The following is an 18119-nucleotide window of genomic DNA, read 5'->3' on the forward strand; positions in this document are numbered from 1 at the left end:
TAGTATCAGTAGCTGTCTTTTTGAAGTTAATTTGTTTCTTCGTTAGTTTCTTCTTTAGTAATAATCCAGGTTTCGGTTACTTGTCCTGCATCATCTGAGTCAATAATGAATGAGCCGTTGCTATAACGATCATTTGGTCTAAGTGTATTAGGATCTAGCACTTCTATTTTACCGTTATAGGTTTTCATAAATATTTCATCAGTTTTACTAACTAAATGTGCTCCTGCAATTCGATGTGGATTGTTTTTCAATTCACGAAGCATGACAACACCGCGTTTAGCTCTTGTTGCTTTTTCAAATTCAGTTAATTTCATTCTCTTTGCCGCTCCACGTTGAGTGACAATAACTAAATCAACTGGCATTGATGGAGCAAGGATGTTTCCAGCAACTACAAAATCGCCATCCTTTAGGTTAATTCCTTTTACACCCGCTGCTCTTGCACCTACGTTACTTACCTCTTCCTCACTAAACCATAGACCGTAACCATAGTTTGTAACTAAGAACACATCCATATTTCCATTTGTCACATGTACATTAACTACTTCATCATTAGCTTTAACGTTAATTGCAACTAATGGCTTTGAATAGCGTTGTGCTTTATATAATGATAGCTCTGATTTCTTTACCATACCGTTTTTGGTCACAAAAAGTAGATACTCTGGTAAGTCAAAATTAGTAACAGGCAACGCTTCAATAATACGTTCATCACGGTCTATACTAATAATATTTGCTACGTGTTGACCCAGGTCCTTCCAACGAATATCAGGTAATTCATGTACAGGTAAATATAAGTAGTTACCCTTATTCGTAAAGAGAAGCAGTGTATCCGTGGTATTGATTTCTAATTTACGTAATAACCTGTCTGTATCCTTCATACCAAAATCCTGACCGTTAGATGCTGCATATGAACGCGGACTTGTGCGTTTTACATAGCCATCCTGTGTAACTGTAACAATTACATCCTCAGATGGAATCATTACCTCAAGGTTGATTTTGATTTCCTCAATTTCATCTTCAATCTTTGAACGTCTATTATCTGCATAAGTTTTCTTTACGCGTTTCAAGTCAGTTTTAATAACTTGATATAGTTTACTCTCATCTTGAAGAATTTCAGTTAGTTCATTTATTTTTTGATTTAACTCATCAAATTCTTGTTGCAGAGCAGTTATATCGGTGTTTGTTAAGCGGTATAACTGTAAAGAAACAATAGCTTCTGATTGAGGCTCAGTAAACGCAAATTTATCTATCAAATTGTTCTTTGCATCGCGCTTATCCTGTGAAGCGCGAATTGTTGCAATAACTTCGTCTAAGATAGACAGTGCCTTCATGAGACCTTCTACAACGTGCTGACGTTCTTTCGCTTTATCTAGTTCAAAAACAGATCGATTTGTGATGACCTCTTTTTGATGTTCGATATAGGCATCTAGCATTTTGGGAAGGCTCATTAATGTTGGTCGCTTATTTAATATAGCCACCATGTTAAAGTTATACGTTATTTGCAAATCAGTATTTTTATAGAGGTAGTATAATACTCCTGCAGCATCTGCATCTTTCTTTAATTCAATGACAATTCGTAGACCAGTTCGATCTGTTTCATCACGAACCTCATTAATACCTTCTACCTTGCGATCTAAACGAAACTCATCTATCTTTTTAACAAGATTAGCCTTATTTACTTCATAAGGGATTTCTGTAACTACAATTTGTTGTTTTCCACCACGTAAATCTTCAATATCAGCTTTACCACGAACGATTATCTTACCTTTTCCAGTTTCATAGGCCTTCCTAATTCCGTCTATACCTTGAATGATACCACCTGTAGGAAAGTCAGGACCTTTAATAACTTTCATTAAATCCTCAACTGTTGAGGAAGGCTTATCTATTCTCATAATAACCCCATCAATCACTTCACCTAAATGATGTGGGGGAATTTCTGTTGCATATCCTGCTGAAATACCAGTAGACCCATTTACGAGCAGGTTTGGAAACATCGCAGGTAAAACAATTGGTTCTTCACTTGTATCGTCAAAGTTAGGAACAAATTCAACAGTTTTCTTTTCAATGTCTCGCAATAGTTCAGAAGAAAGACTTGATAAACGTGCCTCTGTATAACGCATTGCAGCTGGAGGGTCACCGTCATTACTTCCGTTGTTTCCATGCATTTCGATAAGAACATTACGAACCTTCCAATCTTGACTCATCCTTACCATTGCATCATATACAGAAGTATCACCGTGCGGATGGTAATTACCGATTACATTACCGACCGTTTTGGCTGATTTACGAAATCCTTTGTCAGAAGTATTTCCTTCCACATGCATCGCATATAGAATACGTCTTTGAACTGGTTTTAGACCATCTCGCGCATCTGGAAGTGCACGTTCCTGAATAATGTACTTACTATATCTCCCGAATCGATCCCCAATTACTTCTTCCAGAGGTAAATCGCGAAATTTCTCTATCTGTGTCATCTTAATTTAACTCCCCTTCTGCGACCGATAAATTTTCGTTGTCCAATATATTTGAATCTTCTTCAAGACCGAAAGCAACATTTGATTCAATCCATTTTCGACGTGGTTCTACTTTATCGCCCATAAGAGTAGTTACTCTTCTTTCAGCTCTTGCAATATCATCAATACGAACACGAATTAACGTTCTCGTTTCAGGGTTCATTGTTGTATCCCAAAGCTGATCAGCATTCATTTCTCCTAATCCTTTGTAACGCTGAATCATATATCCTCTACCTATTTTACTAATTGCGCCTTTTAATTCATCATCTGACCAGGCATACTCAATAACTTCTTTTTTACCTGTTCCCTTACTTACTTTATATAGCGGTGGTAATGCAATAAATACTTTACCCGCTTCAATAAGTGGTTTCATATAACGATAAAAGAATGTAAGTAATAATACCTGAATATGCGCACCATCTGTATCAGCATCTGTCATGATTACAACTTTATCATAATTAATATCCTCTACGGAAAAATCAGCACCAACACCGCCACCTACAGCATGGATAATAGTATTGATTTCTTCGTTCTTAAAAATGTCCTGAAGTTTTGCTTTCTCAGTATTAATAACTTTACCTCTAAGTGGAAGAACCGCTTGGAAACGACGGTCTCGACCTTGCTTCGCAGAGCCTCCGGCTGAATCACCCTCAACTAGGTATAATTCATTCTTCTGAGGATTTTTAGATTGAGCAGGCGTTAACTTACCACTTAAGACCGCCTCGGATTTCTTTTTCTTTTTACCACTTCTCGCTTCTTCTCTTGCTTTTCTAGCTGCTTCCCTTGCTTGATAAGCTTTTACTGCCTTTTTAACTAAGAGGGAGCTTATATCAGGGTTTTCCTCAAAGAAATATGCCAGGTTTTCAGAAACTACTGAATCAACAGCTGAACGTGCTTCACTTGTGCCAAGCTTTCCTTTCGTTTGACCCTCGAATTGTAATAATTCCTCTGGAATACGAACAGAAACAATAGCTGTTAATCCTTCACGGATATCTGATCCATCCAGGTTTTTGTCTTTTTCCTTGAGGACACCTATTTTACGTGCATACTCATTAAAGGCACGGGTTAATGCTGTCTTAGAACCAGCTTCGTGTGTACCCCCATCTTTTGTTCGCACATTATTAACAAAAGAAAGAACATTCTCTGAATATCCATCATTAAATTGAAAGGAGTATTCCACTTCAATCCGGTTCTGCTCCCCCTCAAATGAAATAACAGGATGGAGAACATCTTTTTCTTCATTTAAATATCCAACAAATGCTTCAATACCATTTTCATAATGAAACACTTCTTGAAAATCATTACGCTCATCAATAATCTCTATTTTTAAACCTTTTAGTAAGAAAGCAGATTCACGTAACCGCTCGCTTAAAGTTTCAAAATTATAAGTTATAGTACTAAAAATCGTTGGATCTGGCTTAAAATGGATTGTTGTACCAGATTGGTTAGTTTTACCCACGTTTTCAAGTGTTGTAGCAGGTACGCCACCATTCTCGAACCGTTGTTCATATACAAATCCATTTCGTTTAATGGTCACTTTTAACCATTCAGATAAGGCATTTACGACTGATGCACCTACACCATGTAGCCCGCCACTCGCCTTATAACCACCTTGTCCAAATTTTCCACCTGCATGTAACACGGTAAATATTACCTCAGGAGTTGGCTTTCCCATTTTATGCATCCCTGTAGGCATACCTCTACCTTTATCCTGTACACTAATACTATTGTCTTTATGAATTTTTACAATGATATGATTTCCGTAACCAGCAAGTGCTTCATCCACCGAATTATCTACAATTTCATAAACAAGATGATGAAGTCCTCTGCTATCTGTACTTCCAATATACATACCTGGTCTTTTTCTAACGGCTTCAAGGCCTTCTAGTACTTGTATTGCATCGTCATTATATTCAAATTGCTGCTTCGCCAAAAAACATACCCCTTTCATATACACAAAAACCTGGTATATCTACCAAGCCATATGGCTTTAAAGCCTCTCTCTATATATTTATACTATCACTTAAATAAAGCCTTCTAAGATAAAGAACAGATGTTTTTATTTTTAATGCTCTATGTTTTATTTTATCTGTTTATCTTAATTTGGCAAACCGAAATTTAGAAAAAAGCAAAAATCCTTGTCTAAATGGACAAGGATTTTATCAACGGTTAGATAAAAAACAGTCGAATTTTAAAGGTTTGGAGGAATTATCTATAGACATAAAGTAAAGATAGCATCCTCTTTTTTCCATTAGATTAATCTAATTTAAATTCTACTTTGTTAATGCATGTTCTACCTTTATACAACGATCCATTACAACCGTATAACCACGTTCTTTTAAGAAATCATAAGCTTCTTCATTAATCAGACCTAGTTGAGCCCAGTACACATCAGCATCTATTTCTACGAAGTCCTTTGCCACATCTAATAAGTGCTCGGAACGACGGAATACATTTACAATGTCAACATGTCCTTCAATTTCATTCAGTGACTTTACTGCTTTCACACCTAGAACTTTATCAACAGTCGGATTAACTGGGATAATTTCATAACCAGCATCCTGCATTGCTTTACTTACCATATGAGAAGTTTTCTCAGGATCAGCTGATAATCCAACAACAGCAATCCGCTTGCTTTTCTTTAAAATCTTTCCTAATTCATCACGTGATGGTATTTCTACTGCCATGTTACCTAGTCCCCTTTACGTATAATGAAATCATTGGAAAAACACGATTCACCGAAAAAAATAGCGGATTCAATGTTTTTCCTCACTTTTAATGTTAAAAAAGATAAAATTTCTTGAAGTAAAAGTCTAGTAAGTATCTTCCATAGTATTTCGATTAGTAAGAAGGATATTCCTTTACTAATTTCAAATTACTTATTAACTACTTCCGTTTCTTCAATTGACTGTGAAATTGTCGTCCATGCATGTTCATTTGCGAAGTACCTTGACCATGACGCTACACCTGCAAGTTCATATTTATGAAACAAATCGATACGTTTTTGCAAGGATTGTTCATCTTCTAACCATACTTTGTATGTAGCATGTTCCTTTTCATTATGATATTCCACATAATTTTGACCAGAAGCATCATCATAAACTTGTGTTACATTATGCTCTGCCATCCATTGCTCAATATCAGCCATTCGGTATGCACTAGAAGTTACTTCAATCTTACCATCTTCTTTTTCTGTTTCCTTCCAAAGCCTTGTGTATAGTGGGACACCCAGGACAAGCTTATTATTAGGAACAACTTCTAACATTCGCTGAAGATTACTCTCTACCCAAGGTAAGCTTGCTACACTTCCAGCAATAGGTGACTTTGACCAATGTTCGTCATAAGCCATTACAATCATGTAATCTACTACAGAAATCAACTTTTCTCTATCATAGAATTTTGACCATGTGCTATTATCCGAAATAAATGTTACATCCATTGATACAACAAGTCCTGCATTATGTAGGTAAGGGGTTGCTTCCTTAACGAATTGCGTGACAAGATATCCATCTTCTTCATACACATTCTCAATATCTATATTAATTCCATCTAACTGATAGACTGCACTATATTCTAAAAGCTGATTGATTATTTTCTTCCTAGTTTCAAAATCTTTGAATGCTTCATGAGTTTTGTCAGGGTCAAAGTCATTAGAAAACAATCCCCACACCTCATAATTCTTAGATTTTGCCCAATTACTAAATTCGGTCGATCCTAGATTATTTAGCTCGCCTTCATTGTTTTTTAGTGAAAACCATGTCGGTGAAACAACATTTACACCCGGCATCTCTGGAAGCTTATTTGTATTGGGATTTTTCGTATAAACAGCTTCCCATGTAAGGTTGATTGGAAGAGTAGGAGCTTGAACACCGGTATTTTCTTTATCTGGATTTTCTATTACTAATGTAGTAGGTTCATCAATTAATAGGATTTCCTTTTTTACATACCCTGCGTTCCCATTAGCTTTTCGAATATAATAATAATCCTTAAGGTCATCTTCAATAAATACTATTTCATTTGCTTGTAGAGAATCTACAAAAGGAGAAGTCAAGGTTGCCTCACTTCTCATTAAAAGATGCGGCTCTTTCTGCTCTTCTTTCACTTTACCAGTTAAGATCGTTTCTCCTGCTTTTCTTACAACTGTAATGCCTGTTTCTAGATTAAACTTATATTGTAATTGGTACTGTAGTTGAAAAGGATCGATTGAGATATACGGTATACTTCCTATTTGTTTATAAATAGGATAATCTATTACAAGTGATTCTTCATTCGCATAATATTCAAGAGAATCAACCGGTATTTGATAGACCTTACTACGGGTTGTTAGAATAATAGATTCAGTTTTCTCATCAATGAGTAGACCGTCATCTATCAATTCTTGTATATAAGAAAACGGAAAATAGACGGTACCGTTTACATAAATGGCTTCATCCTTATAAATTTCACCATCTGTGACTATTGGATATTTCATACTCGTGTATGTTGTTATCTCCTTTGATGGAAATGGAAATAATAAAACTATCAAACTAGTTAAAACAAGGATTAGTGCTAAAAGTAAACCAAAATAAATATAAAGTGGTGATTTAGTTTTTGAAGTCTCAATTCGGGCCATTATACATCCTCCTAACGACATGTTACGAAACTTTTGTCGAAAAGAAAAGAAAAAATCATATAATAGATAAAAATTAAGTATAATGATAATAATTGGACAAACATGGTATATTGATGAAAAAATGGTACAATAGGAATTACTGAAATTATAGATCATTTTTTTAAAAGGAGTTATGTTTATGGTAGTAAATATAATACTTATTGTCATAGCTTATTTACTAGGTTCTATACCATCAGCTTTGATTGTTGGAAAGATTGGATATGGAATTGATATAAGAGAACATGGCAGTGGTAATTTAGGTGGAACTAATACATTTCGAACACTTGGCAAAAAAGCAGGGCTAATTGTCACTCTTGCAGATATATTAAAAGGGACACTTGCTGCTTCCCTCCCACTTTTCTTTGCACCTGAGTTGCACCCTCTACTAGTAGGGATGGTTGCTGTTATCGGGCATATGTATCCTGTGTTTGCTGGATTTAAAGGTGGTAAAGCAGTTGCAACTTCTGGAGGAGTACTCCTTCTATACAACTGGCCGCTGTTTATAACAGCACTTTTAAGCTTTTTTATTTTTTTAAAACTTACTAAAATGGTTTCTCTTTCATCTATGTTAACAGCAGTTGTGTGTGTGCTATATAGTATCGTATTTAGTTTAATCATTAGGGTTGATATTCCGTTAATTATTATCGTAGTCCTCTTAGCAAGCTTTGTATTCTACCGTCATCGTGCAAATATTATTCGTATTCGAAACAAGACTGAACCTAAAATAAAATGGCTATAAGAGACAAAGACCTCCTGTTACGGAGGCTTTTCTTTTTGTGAAGTTTTCAGATTTGTCAATAATTTTAGTGATAATCTATACAGATTTGTTGTATTATAATAGTAGAATATATATTTAAGGAGTTGATTGTGTTGAAAGGTACTGAATCAAGTAATTTTGTTTATCAAACGAGTGTTGGTCCGTCAACTGAGGAATTTTTATTGGAACTTTACACATACTCCCCTGACTTTTCAACTAGTTTAACTCCATATCGTACAATTTCGTCCTTTGATGAACTAATATCTGTATTAGAATTTTTAGATGATAATGAAGACTATGTAAGCGCTTTATAGGTATAAAAGACAAAACATATTCGCAATAAAATAGAAAGACGTGAGACTCTTAATCGGTCACACGTCTTTTTGCTTTTATTTAGCTTAAATAAATCGATCAAAGAATTCTAATATTGTACGGTTAACCTTAATTTCATTTTCCTTTTTTGAGAAACCATGCCCTTCATCTTCAAGTACGAGGTACTCAACTTTAACACCTTTATCTTGTAATGCTTGAACAATTTTATCAGATTCCGCTTTTACAACACGCGGGTCATTCGCACCTTGGATTACTAACATCGGCTTACTCATATTATCTAGATGAGTAATTGGTGAGTATTCAATTAATTTTTCTCTATCTCTTTCAGGATCCCCTACCCACTGGTTCATGATAGGCTTCCAATGTTCTGGTACCGAATTGATGAAGGAAAATAAATCACTTGGTCCAAAGATATCAATAACTGCCTTGAAATATTCTGGATGTCTACCATGTAGTAATAACGCCATATAACCACCGTAGCTTCCACCTAATAACAAGATTCGATCACGGTCAGCATAACCATTCTTGATTAACCATTCTATTCCCTCTATGTTATCCAAGCGTGGCCCGTATCCCCAATCTCCTTCTACCATTTTGGTATATGATAACCCATAACCAGTTGAACCACGGAAATTTGGAGCAAAGATGCTGTATCCTCGATTCACTAAAAATTGAAACATTGCTCTGAATGACTTTCTTTCTGCTGCTTGTGGTCCACCATGAGGCCATAGGATGACATGTCCATTTGATACGTCTTCCTTCGCTTTAAAAAATAGCGCCTCAATTTCAAGGCCATCAAAAGAAGGGTATTTAACAACATCAGGATTTACAAGTTCTTCTTCACTAACCCCAGGTACACCATAATTAGTACAAGTTTCCCAAGTTTTTGAGCTAGCTTCACGCTTATAGATATTAAATGGTCTTGTTGCAGAACGACCTAGTACATAAATATTGTTTGATTCCGTAACAATCAATTTTTCAATAACAGACACAGGTGTTTCGAGCTTAGTTACCTCACCAGAAGTTAAATCATAAGCGTATAGGAAGTCTTCTACTCCCTTCTCACTAGCAATGTAAATTGTATTATACGCTTTATTATATCTAATAGCTTTAAAATCCTCATTTTCAAAAGCAACTAATTTAGAAAATTGTCTTTCTTCTACATTATATTTCGCTAAGTATGAGAAATCATCATCGTAATCCGTCACTAAGAATATTTCGTCTTCAGATACAAACAATACATCAGAGACAGTATGTTGCTTATCCGTTTCTGGAGTTAATCGAATTGCCTCTCCGTTTCGATGTAAAAACGCTATTGAGTGCGTATTTGCAAATGTTTGTAAGTGTATATTGCTTGTCTCATCTGGACTTAATACTCCAAGGTAGGTTGCAGCTTCTGAACCTTCATTCAAGACAGTTTCTTCCCCTGTCACAAGGTTATAGGAATATGAGTTTAAATACATTGGATTATCTTTAGTCGATGTATAATACAAGCGTTCTCCATCCTTTGAAAGGATTGGATTCATATGTCTATGACCTTCTTGTAATCGAATCGGCTTTAGATCTCCACCTTGTGGTTGGAGTGCATAAAGTTGGGTATTCTCATCTCCGTCTTTATCAAATCCAGCTATTAAAAACCGTCCATTTTTCTCATATGTAAGTTCTTGGCAACTTTGATCAATGAAAGTTAGCGGATATGGGAAGTTATTAGGGAAGTCTATTGCCCAAAGATTATATTTACCGCTTAAATTCGTGCTAAAGACGAGCTGTTTTTCATCAGGACTAACTGTGAAATTTTGAATGCCAAAGGTCCTGAAAAATTGTTCAACATCCGGTTTCTGAAAGTTCATTTATCTACACCTTCTTTATAAATTTTTAAAGCCATAACTACTCTATTCGACAAGCTAATAAAATATCCTTCAAAATTTATTTCGACTTATGAAATACCTCAAAAAACCTGACAAAATTCGATAAATTTCTAACATTTTCAACTTACTTTATATTATAGTAGAATTATCATATTTAGGGAGTTTTGTTACATGAGAAAACGAAAGAAAAGACGTCCTTTATACCTACTCACCATTTTCATCTTACTTTTGCTCGGTTCAGTTACCTATTTATCAATCGGACTAATACAAAATGGTACTTCTTCAGAAACTTTTGTTGTACAAAAACACGAAACAAAACAAACTGAACAAGAATTTAAACCTTTTACTACATCTATGACACTTGCCGCAGTAGGTGATATTTTAATTCACGGAACAGTTTACAATGATGCTAAAACGGCAGATAGTTATGATTTCAAGCCCATGCTGGCGGGAGTTAAAGAACACTTAGAAAATGCAGATTTAACAATTGCTAACCAAGAAACAATTCTTGGAGGTACAGAGATTGGATTATCCACATATCCAAGCTTTAACAGTCCTTTTGAAGTTGCTGATGCATTACAAGATGCAGGTGTAGACATTGTTTCAATTGCAAACAATCATACACTTGATCGTGGAGAGAAAGCTATCTTAAATGCCACCAAATATCTAACGGACATTGGTATGGATTATACAGGTGGCTACCGAAGTCCTGAAGATAGAGAGCATATTAGAGTAATAAATCGAAATGGAATAAAAATTGCATTTCTCTCTTACACCTACGGAACGAATGGCATTCCAGTACCACAGGGAAAAGAGTATTTGGTCAATTTGATTGATATGGACCTAATAAAAGAGGATATAAAAAAGGCAAAAGAATTAGCTGATGTACTAGCTGTTAGTATGCATTGGGGTAATGAATATCAACGGATACCAAATGATGAACAAAAAACGCTTGCTCAAGAACTTGCTGATGAAGGGGTAAATTTGATAATCGGACATCACCCACATGTTCTCCAACCTATGGAGTGGCTGAGTGGCAAAGACGGAAATGAAACATTTGTCATTTATTCATTAGGAAACTTTTTATCTGGACAAATGAAGGATTATAAAGATATTGGTGGCGTTTTTCAAATAGAAATTGTGAAGGATATTAAGACCAAGGGTGAAACTGAAATTCGTCTAGAAAATCCATCCTTCATACCCACTTACGTAACAAGTCAAAGGTACCGTAATTTTCGAGTCGTTCCTTTAGAGAACGCGGGTTCGGTTGGACTCAGCAATGCATCTGCTGTATACGAGGAAACAAACCAGCATATGTCTCAATGGATAAATGGAAGAGAATAAAGTGAAACTTCAATCCGTAGGGTTTTGTACTTCACAACTGATTGTTAGATGAACATATCGGAGTATTAGCATCAGTTATCTCCCACCTAAACGTAATCATTCGTACTACGTAGTAAAACGAACGATTACACCAGGATAAAAAGTTCACAAATCAGACTTTTGTATTCTTTTCAAGTTTAATTATATAATAAAGGTAGTTCATTAAAGGATGTGCTGTTAAATGGATTTACTTATTTCAGAAAAAGCTGCAGAATGGTACAAAGATGAATTAATGCTTAACAAAGGTGACTCTGTCCGATTTTTTGTAAGATACGGGGGATTTAGTTCCTTCCAAAAAGGTTTTTCACTTGGACTCTCTATAGAACCAGCAGAGCATATCGGTGTCAAAACTGAAGCTTCTGGAATTACATTTTATATTAGAGAAGAAGATCTTTGGTATTTAGATGATCATAGTGTTTCAATTACACTCAATGAAAAACTGAATGAACCAGAATTTAATGTAGTTAATTAAATAGAAAAGGAGAAAAGACACTTCACATTTGTAAATGAAGTGTCTTTTCTTTGCTCTTTTCTAAAAGCTTGTTTTTATAGGAGTTTTTATTGGACTTGTTTTAATTAAGAATGAAAGGGTACTAAGTTGGGTGATTTCCGCTCCTGGCACTCGCTTTCCGCGGGCGGACCGTGAGCCTCCTCAATGAAATGCTGAAGCGGCTCGACCAGAAACGAGGAAATTGGCCGCCAATAACGCCACGTCCTGTGGCTTTGGCGGCACTAGCACATCCTGTGCGTCGGAGACTCCGACAAAAGAGGCGCTTTTTGCCTCTGACGGAGGAGTTGAAATTTCTCGAGTTTCTAGCCGCTGAAGCTAGACAAGTCAAAAGCTCCTGCGGGGTCTCACTGACTTGCACAGGATGTGCTGACGTCTACGTTCGCCACAGGACGTGGCGGCTTTTAGTAGACGATTCTATGACTTTCCCGCAGGACTTTGAGGGTCTCCTTTGAATTCTCCCACGCACGAAGAAAATGCAAAGCATTTTCGAGGAGTCTCGCACCCTGCGCTCCAATCACCCTTGTGAAACATATCAATGCCTTCCATATGCAACAAGGTTTGCAAAAATAGCCATTACTCTAAACCAATAATTTCTTTCCTTCAACTATTCCTTTTTCTTTGCTTTTTCGTAGGCAGCATGCCAATCTGGATAGTGTTTTCTAATTTGAATTGGTCGAAAAGATTCTTTTTTCACACAAACATGTGAAGAAGTTGCAGTTACTGAGATATCTCCCCCAGGTGTTTGAATTTCATATCCATAAATAACACGTAGACCATCATAATGTTCTATCCATGTTTTTACTAGTGCAGTTTGCCCGTATGTAAGTGGTTTTTTATATGAAACCTGCAAATCAATTACAGGAGAAATTATGCCTTCTGCCTCCATTGCTGCATAACTGAAACCAAGATCCTTTATTAGTTGAGTCCTACCAAGTTCCATCCAAACTAGATAGTTAGCGTGGTAAACGACTCCCATTTGATCTGTTTCTGCGTATCGTACTTCTACTTCTTTTTCTGAAATTAACAAGTTAACTCTCTCCCTATCTGTTTTACAATTATAACCATAATAGTATCATAAATTGAAAAATCTACATACAATTTAAGCCAGCACTATATACCGTGAAATAAAGTAATAATCATTAAAAAAGTATGCCATCATACGGCATACTTTTCATTGTAACTTATTGATAACCATTTTCCCTGTCTGAAGCTTCGTCTTTAATTTCTTCTCTCATCGCAGTAATAGACTCTTCTCTTCGTCTATTTTTCGCTTCAATACGTTCACGTTCCTCTGCATTTGAAAATTCCATTGCCTCATGAGCTTCTTCGATATTCTCGATTGTATTGTGGACCATCTCTTGAAGCTTTTCTACATTATCACTTCGATCATCTGGTTTTGGTCTATTATGAGTCATTCTGTTTCCTCCTATGTAGTTACTTAATCTTACATACCTATTGTGCTTCAATTAGGTAAAAATATTTCATAACAAAAGAAGGAAGTTAGGCATTAAACCGTCCCCACATCCACCAAGTTCTCCCATTAAACAGATACACTGTTCTATACAAACATACATGCAAAAAGGACGTTGTCACACGTCCTCCTTTTATACTTGCTACTATTCACCTTTTGTTTGAATTACCTGTGCATGCTCTCCAGATTTATCTTGCATTTTTTTCCCTTTATTACCGCCAAAACCTCTTGGTTGTGTACCAATTTGGTTATTCTTGAATTGATTGTGATAATTTCTTGGCATATTAAAATCCCCCTCCTCCTTTTCATTATCACCAGAGAAAGTGTTTCTCATGTAAGAAGGAGACTGGGGATTACATCCATTATATGAAAAGATAATCTTGAATCCGCTTGCAAAACTATTCAGCTTTTTCAAGTCTTTTTTGTTCTAGTCTTGCCTCGATTCGATCCATTGCTTCTTGGTCTTTTAATAATTGTTGCTTGTTCTCATTAACTAAGTCAGCAAAGCTAGCTTTTCGTACTTTTCTCAAAATTCTCACCTTCCTCTATTACTATTGTAATATTATTAATCTCCAAAAGACGCTGAAATTATTACAAATTTTCGAAAATTAACTAAAAAAAATTATAAAAAGAAAAAACAAGAGCCTTTTGACTCTTGTTCGTAATACTTTATTTTAATTCTGATACCTTTTTTTCTAAGGTCTCCATATTCATTTGTCCTTTAATATAATCGTTAATTGTACCATCAGAATTTATAAAGAACGTTTCGGGTAAACCTAATACTTTATAATCACTGCTAGCTTGGTTTTTAACATCAAATAAGAGTGGGAAGGTATATCCCTTTCCCTCAACAAATTCTTTTGCATTTTCGGGTTTAACTTCAGATGCAGTCATATTAATTGCTAGAACTTCAACATCATCGCTTTTTGTTTCATAAAATTTTTGTATTTCTGGCATTTCTTCCCGACATGGTTTACACCAAGATGCCCAAAAATTAATAACAACCTTCTTCCCACGTAGCTCCGATAAACGAATCGTCTCGTTTTCATCACCTAATAATTGGACCTCAAAGTCAGGCGCAGTATTACCAATTTCAATCCCTGTCACTCCACGCTTCTGTTCTTCAATGAACTGCCAAATTGCATAACCTGCTAACCCAAGAATTATTATGGTTATTACAAATTTTCTCATATGCGTTTCCTCCACAAATTACGAAAGCCAAACGGTTTTTATTTACATTACTAACATGTATATGTTTATTAAACCATACATTTCAATTATAAAAAAAGACAGTTATGTGAATTTCACAAAACTGTCTTTTTTCGCTTCCGCTTTTCGTAATTGTCTAGCTACAGCGTCTAGAAACTCGAGAAACTTCAACTCCTCCTACAGAGGCAAAAAACGCCTCTTCGTCGGACTCTCCGACGCACAGGAAGTGCAAGTGCCGATGGTGCCACAGGACGTGGCGGTTTTAGTCGGCCAGTTTTCTCGTTTCTGAGCAAGACGCTTCCGCTTTTCTTTTTAGCCCTTCATTTTGTCACGAAGAACCATTTGTAGAATACCACCGTGACGATAGTAATCAATCTCTACTTCACTATCAAAACGAACAAGTACTTCAAATTCTTTCTTGTTTCCTGCTTCGTCTGTAGCGGTTACTTTTACGTAATCACGAGGCTTAACATTTTCGTCAATTTGAACTTCAATAGTTTCTGTACCAGTTAAGCCAAGAACTTCAGCATTTTCACCTTGTTTGAATTGAAGTGGAAGTACACCCATTAATACAAGGTTACTACGGTGTATACGCTCAAAGCTTTCAGCGATAACTGTCTTAATACCAAGAAGGTTTGTACCTTTAGCTGCCCAGTCACGAGAGCTACCCATACCATAATCATTACCAGCAATAACAACTAAGCCAGTTCCATCTTGCTTATATTTCATACAAGCATCATAGATAGACATAACATCGCCAGTTGGCCAGTAAGTAGTCCAACCACCTTCTGTACCTGGTGCAATTTGGTTACGGATACGGATGTTTGCAAATGTACCTCTTGTCATAACACGGTCATTACCACGTCTTGAACCATAAGAGTTAAAGTCACGAGGTGACACGCCTTTTTCTTGTAGATATTTACCTGCTGGAGTATCTTTTCCGATAGAACCAGCTGGTGAAATATGGTCAGTTGTTACTGAATCACCAAATTTACCTACAACTCGTAAACCAGTAAGTGGTTTAACTTCGCCTGGCTCAGCAGATAATCCTTCAAAGAATGGAGGATTTTGAATATATGTTGATTCTTCATCCCAAACATATAATGCTTCGTCAGTGCTTTCGATTTCGTTCCAACGCTTGTTATCATCAAATACTCGCTCGTATTCTTTTCTGAATAACTCTGGAGTAACTGTCTTTTTAACTTCCTCTTTTACTTCTTCCGCAGTTGGCCAGATGTCATTAAAGAATACATCGTTGCCATCTTTATCTTTACCGATAGGTTCATTTTGAAGATCGATATCAACAGTTCCTGCTAGTGCATAAGCCACTACTAATGGTGGTGATGCAAGGTAGTTACCTTTTACTAGAGGATGAATACGTCCTTCAAAGTTACGGTTACCAGAAAGAACTGATGTAATGACTAAGTCATTTTCAGCAACTGCTTTCTCAATTTCGTCCGCAAGAGGACCTGAGTTACCGATACATGTTGTACAACCATAACCAACAGTGCTAAAGCCAAGTTTTTCAAGGTATGGAAGTAAACCTGAATCTTCTAAGTAACCAGTAACAACCTTAGAACCAGGTGCTAAAGATGTTTTTACATATTTAGGTACTTCTAAGCCCTTTTCAACTGCTTTCTTTGCAACAAGACCAGCACCAAGCATTACGTATGGGTTTGAAGTATTTGTACAGCTAGTAATCGCAGCAATTGCGATGTCACCAGTTTTCATTTGTACTTCATCGCCGTTATTGAACTTAACAGTGATTTCCTTGTTGATTTCCTCAGGTGTTAAACCATACCCTTGGTTACCAGTAGCAGTTAGAGCTGTTTGATAAGCTTCTTTCATTTTTGAAAGTGGAATTAAATCTTGTGGACGCTTAGGACCAGAAAGATTTGCTTCAATTTCAGAAAGGTCGATTTCTACAACAGATGTGAAAGTTGGATCTTCTACATCAGGAGTATAGAATAAACCGTTAGCTTTAGAGTATTCCTCTACAACCTTGATTTGTTCTTCGTCACGGCCAGTTAATCGAAGATACTCAATTGCTTCGCTATCAACCGGGAAGAATCCACATGTTGCACCATATTCTGGAGCCATGTTAGAGATTGTTGCTCTATCAGCAAGTGGTAACTGAGAAACACCAGGACCAAAGAATTCTACGAATTTCCCTACTACACCTTTTTGACGTAGTACTTGAGTCACTTTAAGTGCTAAATCAGTTGCAGTAGTACCATTTGGTAATGTACCAACTAATTTAACCCCAATTACTTCAGGTACTGGGAAATAAGAAGGCTGGCCTAGCATACCTGCTTCAGCTTCAATTCCTCCAACACCCCATCCAAGTACACCAATACCGTTAATCATCGTAGTATGAGAGTCAGTACCAACTAATGTATCTGGAAACGCTTCAAATTCTCCATTTTCACCTTCAACAGCATGAACAACATTTGCTAAATACTCAAGGTTAACTTGGTGAACAATACCTGTAGCTGGTGGAACAGCACGGTAATTATCAAACGCCTTTTGAGCCCAGCTCAAAAACTTATAACGTTCAGCGTTTCTTTCAAATTCAAGATCCATGTTGAATTGTAGTGCATCAAGTGTTCCAGCTCTATCTACTTGAACAGAGTGGTCGATTACTAAATCAACTGGAATTTCTGGATTAATTTTGTCAGGATCTCCACCCATATCTGCCATTGCTTTACGTAAAGAAGCTAAATCAACTACAGCAGGTACCCCAGTGAAGTCTTGAAGAATTACACGTGAAGGTTTGAATGGTACATCAACTTCTTGTAATTCGTCAGTTCCCCATTTTGCTAAGTTTTCAACATGTTCTTTTGTAATAACTCTTCCGTCAACCTGACGTAATACAGATTCTAAAAGAACCTTAATTGAATATGGCAATTTTGAAACATTACCAATATTTGCATCTTCTAATGCTTTTAGATTATAAAAATTATACTTTTTACCGTTAACTTCAAATGAAGAACGTGCATTAAAAACATCTTTTTTTGCCATATGTATTCCCCCTTTGATTAAATAATAGCTCAAATTGCTCGAAATGTCGAAATATAAGAGAATTTTATTTACTCCATAATATTCCTGCATTACATATATTAATATAACTATATACATAAGTAAATAACAAGAAAGTTATTGTCATCTATAAGTTTAACTTATAGAGAAGAAGGATAATTTATCGATAGTAGATATAAAATAATGACGGAGGTGAAAAGAATGTCGAAGCGCAAAGCAAATCATGTACGTCCAGGTATGAATGCAGCTAGTGCTCAAGGAGTGGGAGCAGGTTTTAATGAGGAATTTTCTAATGAACCCCTAACAGCTGAACAGCGCCAAAACAATAAAAAGAGAAAAAAGAATCAGTAAACAAATTAATATGTTGGAAATAATAAAGGCCCGCTT

General features: G+C 36.1%; 16 protein-coding genes. 5 read left to right on the plus strand and 11 right to left on the minus strand.

Annotated features, from left to right (window positions below):
* Positions 1-26: 26 nt before the first annotated feature.
* From parC to AB3M96_RS14125, 4 genes are all read right to left on the minus strand, one after another.
* Positions 27-2471 carry a DNA topoisomerase IV subunit A gene (gene parC / locus AB3M96_RS14110; RefSeq protein ID WP_412968266.1) on the minus strand — a complete coding sequence of 815 codons (2445 nt, stop codon included), beginning with the start codon at positions 2469-2471 and terminating at the stop codon, positions 27-29.
* Between the two features lies 1 nt (position 2472).
* Positions 2473-4443, minus strand: coding sequence for a DNA topoisomerase IV subunit B (parE, locus tag AB3M96_RS14115; protein WP_412968267.1), 1971 nt, complete (start codon positions 4441-4443; stop codon positions 2473-2475).
* A 340-nt stretch (positions 4444-4783) separates the two neighbouring features.
* Positions 4784-5197 (minus strand): CoA-binding protein, encoded by a 414-nt coding sequence (locus AB3M96_RS14120; protein ID WP_412968268.1) that lies wholly within the window; start codon positions 5195-5197, stop codon positions 4784-4786.
* 188 nt (positions 5198-5385) lie between these two features.
* Positions 5386-7122, minus strand: a complete 1737-nt coding sequence (locus tag AB3M96_RS14125) for a glycosyl hydrolase family 18 protein (protein ID WP_412968269.1) — start codon at positions 7120-7122, stop codon at positions 5386-5388.
* 178 nt (positions 7123-7300) lie between these two features.
* Between AB3M96_RS14125 and plsY the strand changes: the two genes are divergently transcribed.
* Together plsY and AB3M96_RS14135 are read left to right on the plus strand one after the other, a co-directional pair.
* Complete coding sequence (gene plsY / locus AB3M96_RS14130) at positions 7301-7900, plus strand: glycerol-3-phosphate 1-O-acyltransferase PlsY (RefSeq protein ID WP_412968270.1); 600 nt, start codon at positions 7301-7303, stop codon at positions 7898-7900.
* A 131-nt stretch (positions 7901-8031) separates the two neighbouring features.
* Complete coding sequence (locus AB3M96_RS14135) at positions 8032-8232, plus strand: hypothetical protein (protein ID WP_412968271.1); 201 nt, start codon at positions 8032-8034, stop codon at positions 8230-8232.
* Between the two features lie 84 nt (positions 8233-8316).
* Here AB3M96_RS14135 and AB3M96_RS14140 read toward each other — a convergent pair whose 3' ends face one another.
* Positions 8317-10101: a S9 family peptidase gene (locus tag AB3M96_RS14140; protein ID WP_412968272.1), complete on the minus strand. Its 1785-nt coding sequence runs from the start codon at positions 10099-10101 to the stop codon at positions 8317-8319.
* A 189-nt stretch (positions 10102-10290) separates the two neighbouring features.
* Between AB3M96_RS14140 and AB3M96_RS14145 the strand changes: the two genes are divergently transcribed.
* Positions 10291-11463 (plus strand): CapA family protein, encoded by a 1173-nt coding sequence (locus AB3M96_RS14145; RefSeq protein ID WP_412968273.1) that lies wholly within the window; start codon positions 10291-10293, stop codon positions 11461-11463.
* Positions 11464-11683: 220 nt separating this feature from the next.
* Complete coding sequence (locus AB3M96_RS14150) at positions 11684-11974, plus strand: HesB/YadR/YfhF family protein (RefSeq protein ID WP_412968274.1); 291 nt, start codon at positions 11684-11686, stop codon at positions 11972-11974.
* Positions 11975-12617: 643 nt separating this feature from the next.
* Here AB3M96_RS14150 and AB3M96_RS14155 read toward each other — a convergent pair.
* From AB3M96_RS14155 to acnA, 6 genes are all read right to left on the minus strand, one after another.
* The gene (locus AB3M96_RS14155) at positions 12618-13040 is read right to left on the minus strand and encodes an acyl-CoA thioesterase (protein ID WP_412968275.1); all 423 of its coding nucleotides are present in this window, start codon (positions 13038-13040) and stop codon (positions 12618-12620) included.
* 154 nt (positions 13041-13194) lie between these two features.
* A complete protein-coding gene (gene tlp, locus AB3M96_RS14160) occupies positions 13195-13428 on the minus strand; it encodes a small acid-soluble spore protein Tlp (RefSeq protein WP_412968276.1) in 234 nt (77 codons plus the stop codon).
* A gap of 201 nt (positions 13429-13629) precedes the next feature.
* Entirely contained in the window at positions 13630-13767 is a 138-nt protein-coding gene (locus AB3M96_RS14165; protein ID WP_412968277.1) for an acid-soluble spore protein N, read from the minus strand.
* 115 nt (positions 13768-13882) lie between these two features.
* Complete coding sequence (locus tag AB3M96_RS14170) at positions 13883-14014, minus strand: FbpB family small basic protein (RefSeq protein WP_412968278.1); 132 nt, start codon at positions 14012-14014, stop codon at positions 13883-13885.
* 139 nt (positions 14015-14153) lie between these two features.
* Positions 14154-14675: a TlpA family protein disulfide reductase gene (locus AB3M96_RS14175; RefSeq protein WP_412968279.1), complete on the minus strand. Its 522-nt coding sequence runs from the start codon at positions 14673-14675 to the stop codon at positions 14154-14156.
* 330 nt (positions 14676-15005) lie between these two features.
* Positions 15006-17714 (minus strand): aconitate hydratase AcnA, encoded by a 2709-nt coding sequence (gene acnA / locus AB3M96_RS14180; RefSeq protein WP_412968280.1) that lies wholly within the window; start codon positions 17712-17714, stop codon positions 15006-15008.
* 219 nt (positions 17715-17933) lie between these two features.
* Between acnA and sspO the strand changes: the two genes are divergently transcribed.
* On the plus strand, positions 17934-18083 hold the full coding sequence (gene sspO, locus AB3M96_RS14185; RefSeq protein ID WP_412968281.1) for a small acid-soluble spore protein SspO: 150 nt from the start codon (positions 17934-17936) through the stop codon (positions 18081-18083).
* The last annotated feature ends 36 nt before the right edge of the window (positions 18084-18119 follow it).

Origin of the sequence: Ferdinandcohnia jepli, assembly GCF_047246645.1 — a bacterium.
Taxonomy (GTDB): domain Bacteria; phylum Bacillota; class Bacilli; order Bacillales; family Bacillaceae_L; genus Ferdinandcohnia.